Annotated in this window: 20 protein-coding genes; 1 reads left to right on the top strand and 19 read right to left on the bottom strand. The window is 31.1% G+C overall.

The features are described 5' to 3' along the window. The 17 genes from B6F84_RS07775 to B6F84_RS07695 are packed head-to-tail and all read right to left on the bottom strand — an operon-like array spanning position 1 to position 12378. Positions 1-717, bottom strand: coding sequence for a 30S ribosomal protein S4e (locus B6F84_RS07775; protein WP_148691716.1), 717 nt, complete (start codon positions 715-717; stop codon positions 1-3). A 2-nt stretch (positions 718-719) separates the two neighbouring features. Next, a complete protein-coding gene (gene rplX / locus B6F84_RS07770; protein WP_148691715.1) occupies positions 720-1094 on the bottom strand; it encodes a 50S ribosomal protein L24 in 375 nt (124 codons plus the stop codon). Positions 1095-1106: 12 nt separating this feature from the next. Beyond that, positions 1107-1523 (bottom strand): 50S ribosomal protein L14, encoded by a 417-nt coding sequence (locus tag B6F84_RS07765; RefSeq protein ID WP_148691714.1) that lies wholly within the window; start codon positions 1521-1523, stop codon positions 1107-1109. Between the two features lies 1 nt (position 1524). After that, complete coding sequence (locus B6F84_RS07760) at positions 1525-1863, bottom strand: 30S ribosomal protein S17 (protein ID WP_148691713.1); 339 nt, start codon at positions 1861-1863, stop codon at positions 1525-1527. Next, positions 1856-2113, bottom strand: coding sequence for a ribonuclease P protein subunit (locus B6F84_RS07755; RefSeq protein WP_148691712.1), 258 nt, complete (start codon positions 2111-2113; stop codon positions 1856-1858). Before B6F84_RS07755 ends, B6F84_RS07760 begins: the two co-directional genes overlap by 8 nt. Beyond that, positions 2110-2364, bottom strand: a complete 255-nt coding sequence (rpmC, locus tag B6F84_RS07750; RefSeq protein WP_148692870.1) for a 50S ribosomal protein L29 — start codon at positions 2362-2364, stop codon at positions 2110-2112. The genes B6F84_RS07755 and rpmC overlap by 4 nt, the downstream gene beginning before the upstream one ends. Then, complete coding sequence (locus B6F84_RS07745) at positions 2348-3037, bottom strand: 30S ribosomal protein S3 (RefSeq protein ID WP_148691711.1); 690 nt, start codon at positions 3035-3037, stop codon at positions 2348-2350. The genes rpmC and B6F84_RS07745 overlap by 17 nt, the downstream gene beginning before the upstream one ends. Further along, the gene (locus B6F84_RS07740; RefSeq protein WP_148691710.1) at positions 3037-3507 is read right to left on the bottom strand and encodes a 50S ribosomal protein L22; all 471 of its coding nucleotides are present in this window, start codon (positions 3505-3507) and stop codon (positions 3037-3039) included. The genes B6F84_RS07745 and B6F84_RS07740 overlap by 1 nt, the downstream gene beginning before the upstream one ends. Positions 3508-3512: 5 nt before the next feature. Continuing rightward, positions 3513-3935, bottom strand: a complete 423-nt coding sequence (locus B6F84_RS07735; protein ID WP_148691709.1) for a 30S ribosomal protein S19 — start codon at positions 3933-3935, stop codon at positions 3513-3515. A gap of 33 nt (positions 3936-3968) precedes the next feature. Next, positions 3969-4685, bottom strand: a complete 717-nt coding sequence (locus tag B6F84_RS07730) for a 50S ribosomal protein L2 (protein ID WP_148691708.1) — start codon at positions 4683-4685, stop codon at positions 3969-3971. Between the two features lie 10 nt (positions 4686-4695). Beyond that, a complete protein-coding gene (locus B6F84_RS07725; protein WP_148691707.1) occupies positions 4696-4947 on the bottom strand; it encodes a 50S ribosomal protein L23 in 252 nt (83 codons plus the stop codon). After that, positions 4944-5741, bottom strand: coding sequence for a 50S ribosomal protein L4 (rpl4p, locus tag B6F84_RS07720; RefSeq protein WP_148691706.1), 798 nt, complete (start codon positions 5739-5741; stop codon positions 4944-4946). The genes B6F84_RS07725 and rpl4p overlap by 4 nt, the downstream gene beginning before the upstream one ends. A 4-nt stretch (positions 5742-5745) precedes the next feature. Continuing rightward, the gene (locus tag B6F84_RS07715) at positions 5746-6768 is read right to left on the bottom strand and encodes a 50S ribosomal protein L3 (RefSeq protein WP_148691705.1); all 1023 of its coding nucleotides are present in this window, start codon (positions 6766-6768) and stop codon (positions 5746-5748) included. 48 nt (positions 6769-6816) lie between these two features. Next, entirely contained in the window at positions 6817-7557 is a 741-nt protein-coding gene (locus B6F84_RS07710) for a putative RNA uridine N3 methyltransferase (protein WP_148691704.1), read from the bottom strand. After that, positions 7557-10733 (bottom strand): isoleucine--tRNA ligase, encoded by a 3177-nt coding sequence (gene ileS, locus B6F84_RS07705; protein ID WP_148691703.1) that lies wholly within the window; start codon positions 10731-10733, stop codon positions 7557-7559. The genes B6F84_RS07710 and ileS overlap by 1 nt, the downstream gene beginning before the upstream one ends. A gap of 27 nt (positions 10734-10760) precedes the next feature. Next, positions 10761-11771: an isocitrate/isopropylmalate dehydrogenase family protein gene (locus tag B6F84_RS07700; RefSeq protein WP_148691702.1), complete on the bottom strand. Its 1011-nt coding sequence runs from the start codon at positions 11769-11771 to the stop codon at positions 10761-10763. Positions 11772-11784: 13 nt separating this feature from the next. Beyond that, complete coding sequence (locus B6F84_RS07695; protein ID WP_148691701.1) at positions 11785-12378, bottom strand: DUF447 domain-containing protein; 594 nt, start codon at positions 12376-12378, stop codon at positions 11785-11787. On the opposite strand from B6F84_RS07695, the gene B6F84_RS07690 reads away from it, so the two are divergent. Further along, positions 12377-13801: a M28 family peptidase gene (locus B6F84_RS07690; protein ID WP_187152657.1), complete on the top strand. Its 1425-nt coding sequence runs from the start codon at positions 12377-12379 to the stop codon at positions 13799-13801. The genes B6F84_RS07695 and B6F84_RS07690 overlap by 2 nt on opposite strands. Here the strand turns inward: B6F84_RS07690 and B6F84_RS07685 are convergent. Both B6F84_RS07685 and B6F84_RS07680 read right to left on the bottom strand, forming a co-directional pair. After that, positions 13784-14503: an HAD family hydrolase gene (locus tag B6F84_RS07685; RefSeq protein ID WP_148691699.1), complete on the bottom strand. Its 720-nt coding sequence runs from the start codon at positions 14501-14503 to the stop codon at positions 13784-13786. The genes B6F84_RS07690 and B6F84_RS07685 overlap by 18 nt on opposite strands. Before the next feature lie 6 nt (positions 14504-14509). Continuing rightward, positions 14510-16720: an elongation factor EF-2 gene (locus B6F84_RS07680; protein WP_148691698.1), complete on the bottom strand. Its 2211-nt coding sequence runs from the start codon at positions 16718-16720 to the stop codon at positions 14510-14512. Positions 16721-16738 lie beyond the last annotated feature (18 nt).

Below are 16738 nucleotides of genomic sequence, written 5' to 3'. Positions count from 1 at the left end.
TTACTCCACCTTTATTTCTGGCTTTTCTTCTCCTATAACCATAACGTTTTCTAAATTAGTTTCATATAATTCATTTTGCCTTTGAATGCTGACAATAGAATATTTTCTAACTTTATATTGAGATTTTCTTATTTTTGCTATTTTTCCATGAACACCAGTATTTTTACCGCCAACTATTATTCCATACATATTCTCATTCATCAGATACGTCGAAAGTATATTTTGAGATGGTAATTCTATCTTTAAAGTTGATAATGTAGGGTATTTTGAAGAATCTTCTTTATTTATTAGAATATTTCTTCCATCTTCTAGATTTAGTTGAATATTACCTCCTTTAACTACTGTTTTATTCATTATTCTGACTAGTTTATATTTCGATTCTTCTTCAGATATAGGCATAGGTAACATAAATCTTGCCCTATTTGGTACCATTAGATAGTACAAATTAGATGACGGTATACTTACAATATCCATTAACCCAACTGGAAATCTATAATCTTTTCTAGGTATGCCATCAACTAGAACTTTCCCTTCACTAATAATAGTTTTTGCTTCTCTTAATGTTATAGTAAAATTCAAATAATCTCTCAGTATTAAGGCTAAAGGCACACTCTTTGATAATGCATGGGGCCCAGGATTACTTTTTACTGTCCACTTATACTCTTTCTTACTTAATTTTAAGAACCAAGGAGCTTGCGTTCTCGTAATATGAGGCACTTTTATTCACCTTTTCCCTTTTTTGCTTTTCTTTCTATTGCTTCTTTCCTTTTAGCATCTGATAAATCTAATTTTGTTAAAATAACTTTAGACGCGTGAATCCAAATATATACTGGAGTACCATCTGCTTTTTTCCTTGTTAATCCTTCAATAGCAATTCTACCAGTTTTAGTATTCACATCAGCAACTTTCCCTTCATAACCAACATTATCTCCTCTCATAACCCTTACAGTATCACCTTTTCTTACTTCTATTCTTTTTATGTTTAACTGATTGAACACGTCTTCAGAAACTTTAGCTGTCAACATCTTTCTGCGCACGTGATAAGGAGATTTATACATTAGAATTCTTTGTTTTGATGGTTTTGAAGACACCATAATTATTCACCCTTAAATAACCATAGTAGCTAAGCTAGCTACTTTTGGCCATCTTTCTGCAGCTTCTCTAGCAATTGGGCCTCTAACTTCTGTACCTTTTGGCGTTCCATCAGGATTTACTATAACAACAGCATTATCTTCAAAGGATATCCATGTTCCGTCAGGTCTCTTAAATGGCATTCTTTGCCTAATTATTACTGCTTTAAATTTTTGCTTTCTAACTTCTGGTGTACCTTTTTTTACAGAAACTATAACTAAATCAGCTATATTAGCAAATGGAACTCTTCTTAGTACTCCCCTATAGTTATATACACCTATTATCATAGCTTCTTTAGCTCCACTATTATCAGCTACATTAACAATACTATTCAGTTGTAAAGCTGGGGTAAATCCTTTTCTTGAACCTAACATTTGCAATTTTTCTGACATTTTACTCACCTACTTTTCCTAAAACTACAAAAGCAATTGACTTAGAAATTGGCTTACATTCACCAATTATAACATTATCTCCTTCCTTTAGACTTAAACAAGGAGGTATATGAACATGAATTCTACTTCTTCTTTTTTCATACCTCTTATACTTACTATTATAAAATAGGTATGTGCGCTCTACTACACCACTCCTATTAGCTCTAAATTTTATTAACTTTCCTTCCAGAACTGCACCTCTAACATGCAAACTACCATGAAATGGACAATTTTTATCATCACATGTTGACGTAGGTGCAGATATATTTAATATACCAACATTTTTTGCATTACTACTCATCCAATTTCACCTTTTTCTTTATTCTTTTGATTGGATTTCCAACTAACATATAACCAACCATAATTTTAGAAGTCGCTTTAAAATCTATCTCATAAATTCCATCTGCCTTATATATCTTAACAACTTTCGAGTTAACTCGAATATATAAAAATTTTGTAGTCTCATAAATAACTTTTCCTTTCAATCCAATAAAATTAGTATTAGAGTGAAATAAGACCCTAATATTATAACCTATAAGGTCAAAAATCATTTTTTACTTAACTTAGCTTCATTATTAGTTTTAACATTTGATTTAGAAGAACTTATGGAAGCTTTTTTCTCATTCATTACAGTTAATACACGAGCTATATCCTTCTTTACATTTCTAATAGCAGAAGTATTCTTTATAGTTCCCATCCTACTTTCAGCCTTATGTTTTAGCAAATCTTCAGAAAGTTCATCTAATTTTTCTTTAAGGTCTTTTAATTCCATATTTCTTAAATCTTTAGCTTTGAGGGGCATTTTGTTCTTCACCACCAGTATTATTTTCATCTATTATTTTAACATTAGTAACTGTAACTTCACCCGAAACTGAAGCAGGTGCTTCCTTAAGCTCAATTTTATCTATAGGTCTTAATGGCTTAGTTATCAAAACTTCTACACCAAATATACCTGGCTTTAAAGTCGCTATTGCTATCGCCCTATCTACCATAGTCTCTAAACTATTTCCAGATTTGTATACTGTTCCTTCTTTCAGTTTCTCATATTTAGCCCTTTCTGATGTAATTTTACCACTAACTATAACTTCTGCTCCTAATGCTCCTGCACTCATTATTCTCCTTATAGTTATAAATGCTGCTCTTCTAAAGTGATAACCTTTTTCTAATGCTACTGCTAACCTAAATGCCATAACTCTAGCATTTAATTCTGCATTATCTACATTAGTTACTGTTATTTGTGGATTTTCTAAATTAAATAACTTCTCAAATATTTGAGCTAATTGCTTTATTGTTTTACCGCCTTTCCCAATTATCATAGCTGGCCTACTAGCGTATATTACTATTCTAGTCCCCATAGGCGTTTTTATTATATCAACTCCTGCATATTCAGCCATATAGAACTGTTTTGCTAGATACTCATCCACCATTACTTTCGTCATCGATTTCTGTAAGAAATATTTCTTTACGTTTACCATTATTCTTCACCTACTATTACTTCAATATTACTCGTCCTTCTATTTTTTGCCGTAGCCCTACCAAACGCTCTTGGCATGTATCTCTTCAAAGTAATCCCTTTATGTGCTGCTATATGCAATATTTTTATACTATCTGTATCTAGACCTTTAGCAACTGCATTCGATTCAGCATTATCTAATGCTTTTAATACATATTTTATTGCTTTAACTGGATATCTACCATTTTTTATTTTCCATTTACTGCTTATATTATCTCTATGTGCTGAGCCATGCGAATATCTCCAGAAAGGTAAAGCTTCCTCTTTGTTCTGCACTCTTTCTAAGAATGCTCTAGCATCCTTAACTTTCATTCCTCTTATAGCTTTACATACATTATATAGATCTCTTATTGATACTGGTGCTTCTCTTACTACGGCTTTTCCAATTTTCGTTTCATCTATTTTTAATTGTGGATAAACCCAGTCAGCCATGACTATCATCCTTTCATTGCTAAGAATAGGCTTGATCTAGTTGCCTTCAGACCAGGCTCTCCATGTTCTACTTTCTTTATTGTTATTGCAAAATCTCCAAGATAATGACCTATCATTTCAGGTAAAACTTGAAACTCTACAAATTCTTTCCCATTATAAACTCCAAATTTTAATCCTACCATTTCAGGTAAAATTACCAAATCACGCACATGCGTCTTTATTGTCTTATCAGTATCTCCATCTTTCTTCATTTTTCTAATTTTCTCCAATAATCTCCTCTGTTGATTAGTAAATCCTCTAGTTAATGATCTCCTTTGCCTAGAAGGGAGAAGCTTAATAAATTCATCCATTGGCATATTAATTAATTCATTTAATGATTTACCTCTATATGTGAACTTCTGCCATTCAACTGGAATCTCAACTGCCATTATCTTCACCTATCTTTCTCAAGCTAATAAAATTCACTTTCTTTCCTTCCTCCCTGTTCTCCTTGCTGCTATATGACCAACCTTTCTTCCTGGAGGTGCATTTCTAGATACTGTACTAGGCCTACTTACACTAGTGTGCAATCCACCACCATGTGGATGATCTACTACATTCATAGCAACTCCTTTTACGATAGGCCATTTAGTAGCTTTAACCTTATATTTCCAATATACATTCCCAGCTTTTAGCATAGGTTTATCTAAAGCTCCGCCTCCAGCTACTGTGCCTATTGTAGCCCTAGCGTTTGACGCGACTGATTTTATCTTACCAGAAGGTAATCTTATCAACACTTTATCTGCACTTTTTCCTAAAATCATAGCATAAGAACCTGCTGATCTAGCATATCTACCGCCATCTCCTTTTACTGCTTCCACATTACATACTATTGTGCCTTCTGGCAACTTTCCAACTTCTACAATATTCCCATTACCAGAATTCACATCTCCTCCAATTTCTATTTTTTGACCTACTGACATACCTTGAACTGCCTGCATGTAAAATGATTTGCCATTATCTAACTTTATCTTAGCTACTGGCGCCAACATTCCAGGATTGTGTAAGATATCTACTACTTTTCCTATATGATATCCATCTATGTTTAAGTATCTAACTTTTCCTACTCTTAACCAACCGGGATTTCTAAAGTTTATATTACCTCTTCCTGCTCTTTGTTGAAGTAAACTTTTTCCCATACATATCACCTCATAATATACCTAATTTATGGGCTACATCAGTAGCCTTATATTCTGAAGCTATCTTTACATAAGCTTTCTTTTCTCCAGTAGGTGTTATTACTATATTTACTTTTTCTACTTTTACATTAAAAGTGTTCTCTATTTCAGATTTTATGCTCTTCTTATCTGAATTTCTATCCAAAATAAATGTTAATGTGTTAGAATTTTCTATTAATTTAGTAGCTTTCTCCGTTGATAAAACCTCTTTAACATACTTCATTGTAATTCACCACTAAATCTATTTTTTAGAATCTTTAACGAATCTTCGTCATATAAGGTTAATCTACCTGGATTTCCACCTGGTGCTAAATGAATTACACTTACTTCACTAGCTAACACAACATCAACTCCTGGTATATTTCTAGCTGCTTTAATTAATGATGAACTCTCATGTATTATAAACAAAGGACCTCTTGGCACCTTATATTTTCTTCCTCTCATCTTACCTTTGCCTGCTCTTATTTTTATATTTTCGTGTAGCCTCTCCAGTTCATTACCTAAACCAATTTTTTCCAGAAAATCTTCTACATCTTTTGTTTTATTTATTTTTAAAATTTCATTGGAAACTATTATTGGTAAGACAGCATCATTGGATATTCTATGTCCTCTAGACTTCACAACTTCTGCAATTGCTGTAGCAGATAAAGCACTAATTATAGCTCTTCTCATTTCTTTTTTATTTATTCTTTCAGCAATAATTTTTTCAGTAGTCGGGGGAAATGCTAATCTACCTCCTACTGTATTAGGAGCTAATGCTGCTTCACCTGAACCATGAATTCTAGGTACTCTAGCTAGACCTAAGTTTATTCCAAAACTTTCTGCTGTAGTCCTCTTACCTGCCATTGGATCTCTTCCTTTAGGTTGTATTGACTTAGTTAAGGAAGAAAGAAAAGCTCTTCTTATCAGATCTTTCCTTATTGGATAAGAGAAAAATTCAGGTAATTCTATTTCATTTCCTTTACTTCCATCCAAATTTATTATGTTAACTTTTTTCGTATTAAATTGTACTAACATATTCTCACCCTTGCTTACTATTTAAACTCACATAAGTAACTTTTGGAATTTCTACAGGTATTTCATATGGCCTGATTGGATATCTTAAGAATAATGGTCTTTTTCTTACCCCTATAGTAGACCCTTGTAATAGTAAGGAAGTATTCTTTACTAATCCATATTTTACAAATCCTCCTTTTGGATTTATCTCATCAGGATTGTTTATTATCTTTAATATTCTTTTATTGTATTCAGTTCTTCTATGAAAACCTAATTGACCAGGTTGAGGAGTATAGCTTGGAGTACTCATAGATGGACCTTTAGTTCCAGCTTTTCTACTTCCTTTTCTATTTTTGTGCCATCTTGGTAATTCCATTACACTATATCTCTTTACAACGCCTTGGAATCCTTTACCTTTAGTTACTCCTAGAATATCTATTAACTGACCTTCTTTAAATACATCTCCAACGCTAATTTGCTTACCCAAAATACTTAAAGCGTAATTCAATTGTGAAGAAATATCTCCTCCTCCAATTTGAACTTCTACGATCTCTGGCTTTTTCTTACCTAATGCCGGCACTAATTTAGGTTGAGTAGATACAATAGCTCTTAAGTATAGTATATTATTTTGATTTGCTTTAATTTTCTCAAGCAAGTCATTTAATTTGTCTTTATTAAGTTTTAGATTTTTAATTTTCCTCTCTGAAATTTCTTTTGGAATATCTGGAATCCAATAATCAGTAAATACTTCTGGTTCTCCATTATCTCCTAATATATACGCTCTTAATGCTATTGGTAAAATTGGTGGAGTCTCAATTACTGTAACTGGTGTAAATACTTCTTTTCCAAATTCTGAAGAACCTTTAATATCATTAACATAATAAACATGTGTCATTCCAGCTTTATATCCAACAAAACCAAGAAGCGTAGAACTAGAAGAACTAACACTAGGCCAAGACCTGGGAGTAGGAAGTATCTCATTAGATCTCTTCCTAGGTCTAAGACCAGCTGAACCTCTCCTAGGTGACGCTAATTTTCGATGACCCATCCTCTTCCCCTTCTTTAATCATGCACTACTAATAAGTTATAAAAGTATCTATTCTAAAATAAAATTAAGTACTGCAAGAGCTGAAATAACTGCTTCCTCTACTCTAACATCTGAAACAGCTTGCTTTGGAATAAAATTAAACGATATATCTAAATATCTTTTTCCGATTAAAGATAAGAGCATGCCTTCTGGAGGACCTATAACTAATGTAAGCCCTTTTTCTTCATAAGATTTTTTTATTTGAGATTTGTATTCTAATGGATTTTTACCACTTCTACTTCCTATTATTATGTTTTCCTTTTTGATAAGTTCATCAAATGAAGATTCGTAAATTTTAAATCCATTATAATAAATTCTTGGATATTGAATGGCTTTTCCGCTAATTGAATTTATTACCAAAATAGTATCATATTTCTTTTTTACTTTTAAGTTTTTAATACCATAATTTCCATTTTTACCTTGTCTTATCTCTCCCTCTACTGGAAATTTATGAACTAAATGATATATGAGATTCATTGGAGATAATAATCCTGCTTTGCCTAGATCTTTATTAAATGAAATTTCCTTTTTTAGATACGGAGGAGTCAAGGAATACATTGCTAGCTTATTTACTAACGAAAAAATTCTCTTATTAGAATCAATAATATACAATTTAGATATCCTAAATTCTATAAGAGCTCTAAAAAGTATTGAAGAATATATTGTTTTCTCAGTCAGTGATGATTTATTTGAAAAAAATGAAGAATATATTGCTAAATTTAATTCCTTATGTCTAGGAAAAGGATACATTAAGACACTTTGGATATTCCAATTTTATAGTCTTGATCTTCAATCTCCCATGATTCTACTAATGATCCAGTAGCTTCTGATATTTTTAGATTTTTAGCTCTAGTTTCATTCATTATATATTCTTTCCATTTTTCAATTATAGATTTTCTATCTTCCGGAGGGAATATAGATATTTCAATATAGTCTGTTACATTAAGGTTAAGCATCTTTCTCATAAATTGAATTCTTCTTATAATATCTCTTACTATTCCTTCTTCTTCCTCTTCTTGACTTATTTCTTTTGAAATTACAAGAATACCATCGTTAAATTTAGAATTAACATATCCCTCTAAAGTAGTTTCTTCCAAGCGTATATGCGACTTGTCAAGCCTAATTGTAGTACTATCTATAATAGCCTCATGATAACCTTTATTTATTATACTATCCGCTACTGCTTTTTGATTAAGATTTATATATTCTATTATTTTCGGTGTAAATTGCTTAAAATCCTTCCCTATTTTTCCAGGATTTGGAAATGCTAAAGTTTCAGTGAATTTAGAATATTGTGAAATATCATTTAGTTCAACGTCTTTAACATTAAGAACGGACTTAAGAACTTCAGATGCAGTATGGATTAATTTTAGTTTTTCTTCGGAATTCATAAATATATATGCCTTCTTTATTGGCCATCTTAGTTTTATTCCTGCTTTTGCTCTAGCGTTTAGGCCAGCTTCTTCTATCTCTCTTATTATATCTATAGCTTTTTCTATGTCATTATTTATATATTCCTCTTGAATTTCTGGAAAATCTTCCATACTAACTGATTCTTTTCCATTTACTACAAATTCTTTGTATATTTTTTCTGCAGTATATGGTATTACTGAAGATGCAATAATAATCCATCCTTTTAATATATTATATAAAACATAATACATTGCAATTTTGTCTGGATCATTATACTCAATCCATGCTCTTTTTCTAGCAAGTCTTAAGTAAAATCTACTTATATCGTTTATTATGAAATCAAATAGATAGTTTGCCATTTCATGAACTTTGAAATTTTTCATAGAAGTTTTTATATTTCTTAGCATATTATAATATCTTGATAATATCCAGAGATCTTCTACTCTTAAATTATTCTTTATATCTTCCATATTATATTGTGTTGGATCAAAATTATCCAAACTCATGTAAGTACTAGCAAATACATAGACATTCCATACTATATGGATATCACGCAATGTTAGTTCCATTGCTTTCCATGAGAACTTAGCATCTTCCCAGGTAGTATTTCTTAATAGCCATGATCTCAGTACATCCCTACCATATTTATTAATGACTACTTCTGGTTCAACATAATTACCTAAACTCTTATGCATTTCACGTCCTTGTTCGTCTAGCATGAATCCATGAACTAAGACAGAATCATAAGGAGCTCTACCTATGAGTATAGCTCCTGAACGCAAAAGACTAAAGAACCAACCTCTTAACTGATCATGACCTTCTAATACTAGGTCTACTGGACCTATTTCATTCCATGTTTTACTCCAATTATTACCCAAACTAGCAAAGAATGCTACACCACTATCAAACCATACATCAGCTACATCAGGAATTCTATGTGCCTCCTCTCCACATTCTTTACAACGTATAACTACATTATCAATCCAAGGTCTATGCAAATCATCTGGAACTTCATTAATCGCATTTTTCTTTAGCTCGTCTACGCTACCTATTACATTTATATGACCATTTTTACATACCCATATTGGTAATGGATTACCCCAAAATCTTTGCCTGCTTATTACCCAATCTCTAAGTTCTTTTACCATGTTTCCAATTCTAGTTTTACCCCATTCTGGAACCCAGTTTACTCTATCTATCTCATTAAGTAAATCAGACTTTAATTTTGTAACTTTTATAAACCATTGTTCTATAGCTCTTAATATTAATGGTGTCTTACATCTCCAACATATAGGATATCTATGTACTACAGTAGATGAATATAATAAAGCATTACGTGATTTTAGATCTTCTATAACTTCTTTTGATGCATCTCTTACATATTTTCCTGCATATTTTCCTGCTCTCTCTAAAAATTCTCCTCTATCTCCTACTAACATTACTATTGGGAAGCCCATCTTTTTGCCTATTTCAAAATCTACATCGCCATGACCAGGCGCACTGTGCACTAGACCAGTACCTTCTTCTAGTGTAACTACATTTCCAGCATCTACAACCTTATGATAGTCATCTAAATCTTTTTGAGCGTCTACTATGTCTTTCAAAGGATGCTGATATTTAATTCCTACTAGTTCAGAGCCTTTATATGTACGAATTACTTTGTAGTTTTTTATTTTAGCTTCTTTCATAACACTTTCTACTCTATCTTTAGCTATTACGTAAACTTCATTACCTACTTGAACATCAGCATATTCATATTCAGAATTTATCATTACAAATACGTTAGAAGGAATAGTCCATGGAGTCGTAGTCCATATTACCAAATATCTATCATTTTCTCCTAAAATCTTAAATTTAACATAAATCGATGGATCTTCTATATCTTTGTATTCTGAAACCTCATAATCTGACAAAGTCGTCTCACAACGGGGACACCAGTGTAGAACTTCAACATCCTTTTGCAATAATCCTTTCTCATTTGCTCTTTTTATAAGTGACCATGAATTACTTATATATTCATTATCAAGTGTATAGTAAGGATTGTCCCAATCCATAAAAACTCCAACATTCTTGAAATTATTAGTCATAGACTTTGCATTTTCTAGCGCAAAATCCTTACACATGTTAATGAATTTGTCTACCCCAACTTTTTCTATTATTTCTTGCTTTCTACTTATACCAAATTTTTTCTCTACAGCTACTTCTATTGGCAAACCATGTGTATCATAGCCTGGTTGATCGTATACCCTATAACCCTCAATACGTTTAAAACGTAATATTGAATCTTTTATTACCTTATTCCATATAGTACCTATATGCGGTATTGGTGCTGATGGATAAGGTGGTCCATCTATAAATAAGAATTTATTAGGCCTATTCTTATTATATTCCTTCAATTTTTTGTATATATTATTCGAATCCCAATAGGATATAATTTCATTTTCTATAGATTTAAGATCAAATTTAGTAGATAACGGTTTTACTGTAGATAATTCGTACCACCAAACTCTTATAAAAAATATTAGCTTAAAAATTATACGCTATTGTATCTTGCCATATATGTTATCAATTATTTCACTTAATTTAGATGAACCACCTATATCAGGAGTTAAAGTTTTACCTTCTTCATAAACTCTATATATTGCATCTGATAATGACTTTGATGCATCCTTGTATTTTTTGTCATTAGATAAACTGTATAAATGGTCAAACATCATAGAAACAGAAAGTAAAAATGCAGTAGGATTTACTATATCTTTACCTGCTATATCAAAAGCTGCTCCATGTACTGGTTCAAATAATGCCTTATTATCACCTATATTAGCTGATGGTGCCAAGCCTAAACTTCCTGCTATTTGTGCTGCTTCGTCACTTAAAATATCTCCATAAACATTTGTAGTTACTATAACATCGAACATTAATGGGTTCCTAACTAAATTTGCTGCAGCAGCATCAACATACATTTCATTATATTCTACGTTATTTTTTAGTATTTCTCTACAAGTTTTAGCAAACAATCCATCCGTAATTCTCATTACATTAGCTTTGTGTACACAAGTAACTTTGTTTTTACGTTGTTTAGCATATTTTAAACCTACTTTTGCAATTCTTTCAGAGGCTTTCTTAGTTATTATTTTCATTCCTACTGTAGAATCTTCCGATACATAATATTCATATCCTTTGTACAGATCTTCTGTATTTTCTCTTACTATTAATATATCTACATTTCCATATTTATTTGGAACATTAGGTAATGATTTTGCTGGTCTTATATTAGCATACATATCATACATCTGTCTTAATCGTACTACAACATCCATTGCGCTCTCTCCTACTGGACCTTTTAAAATTATATCTGATTTATCTATTGTTTTTAAAGTATCTTTAGGTAAAGGATCGCCATATTTACTTACAGCAATATCTCCAGCTTCTACTTCATTAATTTGAATATCAAGTTTATATATCTCTACTAACTTTGATATAATTTTCTTAGACTTATATGTTAATTCTGGTCCTACCCCATCGCCAGGTATTAAAGCAATTCTATACATATGCAATAAGATATTACTCTAGCTTAAAACCTTTAGAGTTTATATAGTCTTTAATTTCGTCTAAGATGTTACCTAAATTAGGAGAGATTTTTTTAATTGTTCTCATTTCATAAGATATTATTTTAATTAACTCTTCTACCTCATTTTTAGGCAGTATATCTAACCTAGTTATATGAACTAACATATCTATAAATAATGAATCTCCACGACTAAATGCCTCTTTTATTGTTGGGCTTACATCATAGTCAAATATTTTTATTTCAAGTAAGATGAACGATGCATTATCCTCTATAACTTCACAAGACCCAAACAATACATTATCTCCTATTTTGGGTAAACCGTTTTTCACATCATAATCAATTTTTCTATTAAATAATAAATAATAGAAGATTTTAGGATCATTCAGAATATTAATGGAACAATATGGATATCTCAGAATATTATAATAGGTAATAGTGTTTTTATATATTTTTGAAGTAATTTGATAATTATTTACTATAATTCCAATAGGAGATAAATTATAACCCTTATCGCCATTAGTGCCTAATATAGTTTCATAGATTCCATCATGTGGAAAAATGCTTTTTATTACTTCCAAATTATTCATGGTATCTAGAATAGTAATGATACTCAATAGGATAAAAGAGTTAGCTGATTATGGTGAAATAATTGCTGGAGATAAGAAGGAAAGAAAAATTGTTTCTAAAATAAAGAGTTTTTTTAATTATTATGATGAAATAAATATAATTCCAATTCCAGTCCTAAATTATTCAGAGAGCCATGAAATTTACTCAAAAGATATAATAGATTGCGAATACTTACCTTATTCTCCAAGTGCAGACCTAGAAGTAGATATAGTAAAAGATTTTAAAGAGTGTAATGAAAATAAAGCAATACTAATCAATTTGAATCATATTTACGAAATAAATAAATACTATTTCCTTAGTAACAAATATAATTGTAGTGCAGTAATTTTTGCTACTGATAAAAAAAGTAAATTCGTAATAAAAAACACACCTTATTTAAACTTATTTCCCACTTCACCTCCTAAAATTCCAGCAATAATAATTTCTAGCAAGGAATTAAGCAAAATAGATAATAAAATTGTAATAAAATCTAAAGTTAACATAAGAGAAAGTATTGGATATATTTTAGAGGTAATATTAAATTCTAAGAGCGATAAAAAAATTTTTGTTACATCCCATCACGATCATTTCTTCAATGGAGAACATGATAATCTTTTATCAGTATCTTTACTACCAGAAATAAAATCTGAGAAATACGAATTACATCTCATTAGTTTTACTGCAGAAGAAATGGGAGCATTAGGATATACGTCATTTTCATGGAGCTATGGTTCAAGATACTTTATAAATAATTATTTAAAAAAATTAGATAATATAATATTAAATATAAATTTAGATAATATAGATCCAGAAAATCCTTTAATCAAAGCCACTCCAGGTATTTCAAACATAGTTAACAATCTCTCCATTAGACATAAAAGTAACATAGAAATATACAGTGATGGGTATTCATTCATTAAAAGTGGTGTTCCTTCTTTAACGATAGAAGGGCATGATAAAGATTATCATACTGTAGATGATATAGTTGGCACATCTGAAGAAAAATATATTTCTAATATAGTAGATAATATAAATAAAATAATCTCATCAGAGATACTAATAGATTACAATGAAATGAAAGAGGAAATTAAAAATACAGCTAAAAAATTACCAATAGGACTAAAAAGCATATTAATCAATGTTATAGACAACCTAGATTATGAAACTTACAAAAATCTATTAAAACTATATGGAGGTATATTAGATCTTGAGAAACCATTTATAATAACTTCACTATTTCATAAATTAATTGGTCTACATGATGTAAAAAGTCAAGTATATCTAGAAGGTAAACCAGCTATTGAGATTTCATCAGATAAAGAAGAATATGTTAATGAAATGAAAAAAATATTCGAAAATGAATATATTAATATTATATATGATATATCAAAAAAATTCCTCTAATTCAGTTAAATTTCTTACTACATAATCTGCATATAGTTCAGCAAATTTAATTTTCCCATCTCTATCTATTAATACTGATTTTAATCCAGCCTTTTTTGCTCCTAAACAATCCTTTACTGGATCATCTCCAACCATCAAACAAGAAGATGGTGATTCATTAAATTGCTCGCAAGCTAATACAAATGCTTGCAAGCTAGGTTTAGGCTTTATTCCATTTTCTCCTGCAATAATTATAGCATCAAAGTATTTAGATAAAGATGATTTTTCTATCCTCTGTTTTTTATTTCCTCCTTCTCCATCACTATTTGTTAATATTACAATTCTATATTTTTTCTCCTTTAAATACTCTAATAATTCTATTGAATCTCTATATGGAGGATTTGTAGATGCAATAGACCAATATAATGAAGTCCATTCATAGAGCTGATCTTTACTAGCTTTTAAACCTAATAATGATAGTGATTCTTCCCACCATTTGTTTCTATCGTATATGCCTTCACTATCTAATTTGCTTGAAATATCAAACAGTGTAGATTGTATTTTTTCTAAATTTGGAGAAGACCCAATATCATTAAAATAATCATACATATCTTTTGCTACAGCAGATAATGCCTTCTTAGAGTTTGATTCAAACTCCACTAAAGTATTATCAAAATCAAAAATTAGTACCTTAATATCTGAAAATATATTATATTCTTCCATATTATTTCACGATAAGAAATCTTCAATCTTTGGCAATTGTTTTGGCAATCCTTTTCTCTCCCTTATTTTCATAATAACATCCATCAACAAACTATCTGGAATTGGAGCCCATCTGCTAAATTCTGTTCCCCAGAAAGCTCTACCACCAGTAGCTCCTCTTAACTCACTTGCTAGCTCATAAGATTCTGACACTGGAATCTCTGCATAAATTCTTGACGTATTACCAACTTGAGTCATATTTAATATTTTACCTCTCTTTCTAGTTAGTACTGCAGTTACATTTCCTATGAACTCTAATGGAACTCTGATATCTAGTTTTTGTAATGGTTCCAGAAGTGTAGGCTTAGATGATAAAAATCCAGCAAATATTGCATTTCTAACTGCTGGAAATATTTGAGCAGGACCTCTATGTGCTGGATCCTCGTGTATTACTGCATCATGCAATACAACTTTTACTCCACGTATTGGCTCATGTGCTAATGGACCTTCTTTCATAGCTAATCTATAACCTTGTAGTAAAGTATCCATTATTTCTCTTAAGTGCTGAATTCCACTAGTCATATCTACAAATAAGTTTACATTCTCATCTACAGCTATGATTTTCTTTGCCTCATCGTAATCCCATTCTGCCTCATCTCTTAATATCTTAGCCATTTCCTTCGAATCCATGTCTTCTCTAATTGTACCATTACTGATTAACTCTATTGTCTTATCGTTTAATGGTTCAACACTAATATAGAATTTATTATGCTTATTTGGCGATTTTCCTTCGAAGACTTGACTTTTTGTCCTTATACTTTCTCTATAGACTACAATTGGAGGCGATGTTGTAACATCTACTCCATAATTATCCTTAAGTAATTGCAATGAAACTTCTAGATGCAGGAATCCCATACCTGATAGTAAATATTCTCCTGTTTCCTCATTTATTTTTACTACTAAGTTAGGATCTTCTATAGTTAATTTTCTTAGGGCATCAATCATTTTAGTTAAATCTTTTGGATTTTTAGGTTCTACTGCTATTGTTACTACTGGTTCAGAAACATAATGTAAGCTCTCAAAGCTTCCCTGTAAGGTTTTGAATCCTACATCTATTAAAGTTTCACCTGCTCTAGCTCTATCTAAGCCTAAAGCAGCTGCTATATTTCCTGCTGGAATTTCATCTGCTAATTCTCTAGATTGTCCCATATATATGCTAACTTGTAATACTTTCTGAGACGTTTTTGCATTAACTAACCATACTTCTTCTCCAGATCTTAAAGTACCAGAGAAAACTCTACCAGTAGCAACTAATCCTGCATGTGGATCAACTTTCATATCAGTAATCATCATAACTATGGGTCCGTTAGGATCAGCGTTTAACATAGCTTTAGCTAAGTCGTTATCTAAATCGCCTTTCCAAATCTTAGGTATTCTATATTTCTGAGCTTCTATAGGATTTGGTATGAATTTTATTACTGTATCTAATAATGCCTCATGAATCGGAACTTGAGATGCTAATTCTTCGATTTTTGATTTATCTGAAGCTGTATAAGCGTCTATAACATTTTTCATGTTTATTCCTTTTTTCTGCGCAATAGGTAAACTAAATCCCCATTTATCCTTAGCTGAACCAAATACTACATTACCTGCAGTAGGATTTATCGACCATTTCTCTTTATATTCAGGCTCTGCATACATATCTATGAGACCATTTACTTCTTTTATTATATCTAATAACTTCTGCATCATCTCTTGTGGTCCTAATTTCAGCTCTTTAACTAATCTATCTACTTTATTTATAAATAGAATTGGTCTTACTCTTTCTTCTAGGCTTTGTCTTAATACAGTCTCTGTCTGTGTCATAACACCTTCGACTGAATCGACAACAACTATTGAACCGTCTAATGCTCTTAGGCTTCTTGTTACTCTACCACTAAAGTCGACATGTCCTGGTGTATCAATCAGATTTATTACGTATCCTTTTCCTTCTACTTCATGGTATAAGCTTACGTTTGCTGATTTTACTGTGATACCTCTTTGTTGCTCTACAGATAGATAGTCTAATGCTAAAGCTTCACCAGCTACTTTTGGGGAAATAATTCCTGAAGAAGCAAGTAATTGGTCGCTAGTAGTAGTTTTTCCGTGATCTACATGAGCAATTATACCTATGTTTCTTACTCTTTCTCTATCTTTCATTAGACCAAGAACTTGTTCTGTTGTCTTGTACTTTGCCAAACTTAATCACCAACACGA

Origin of the sequence: Acidianus manzaensis (assembly GCF_002116695.1) — an archaeon.
Classification (GTDB): domain Archaea; phylum Thermoproteota; class Thermoprotei_A; order Sulfolobales; family Sulfolobaceae; genus Acidianus; species Acidianus manzaensis.
This window is presented reverse-complemented; position numbering and strand designations above follow the sequence as displayed.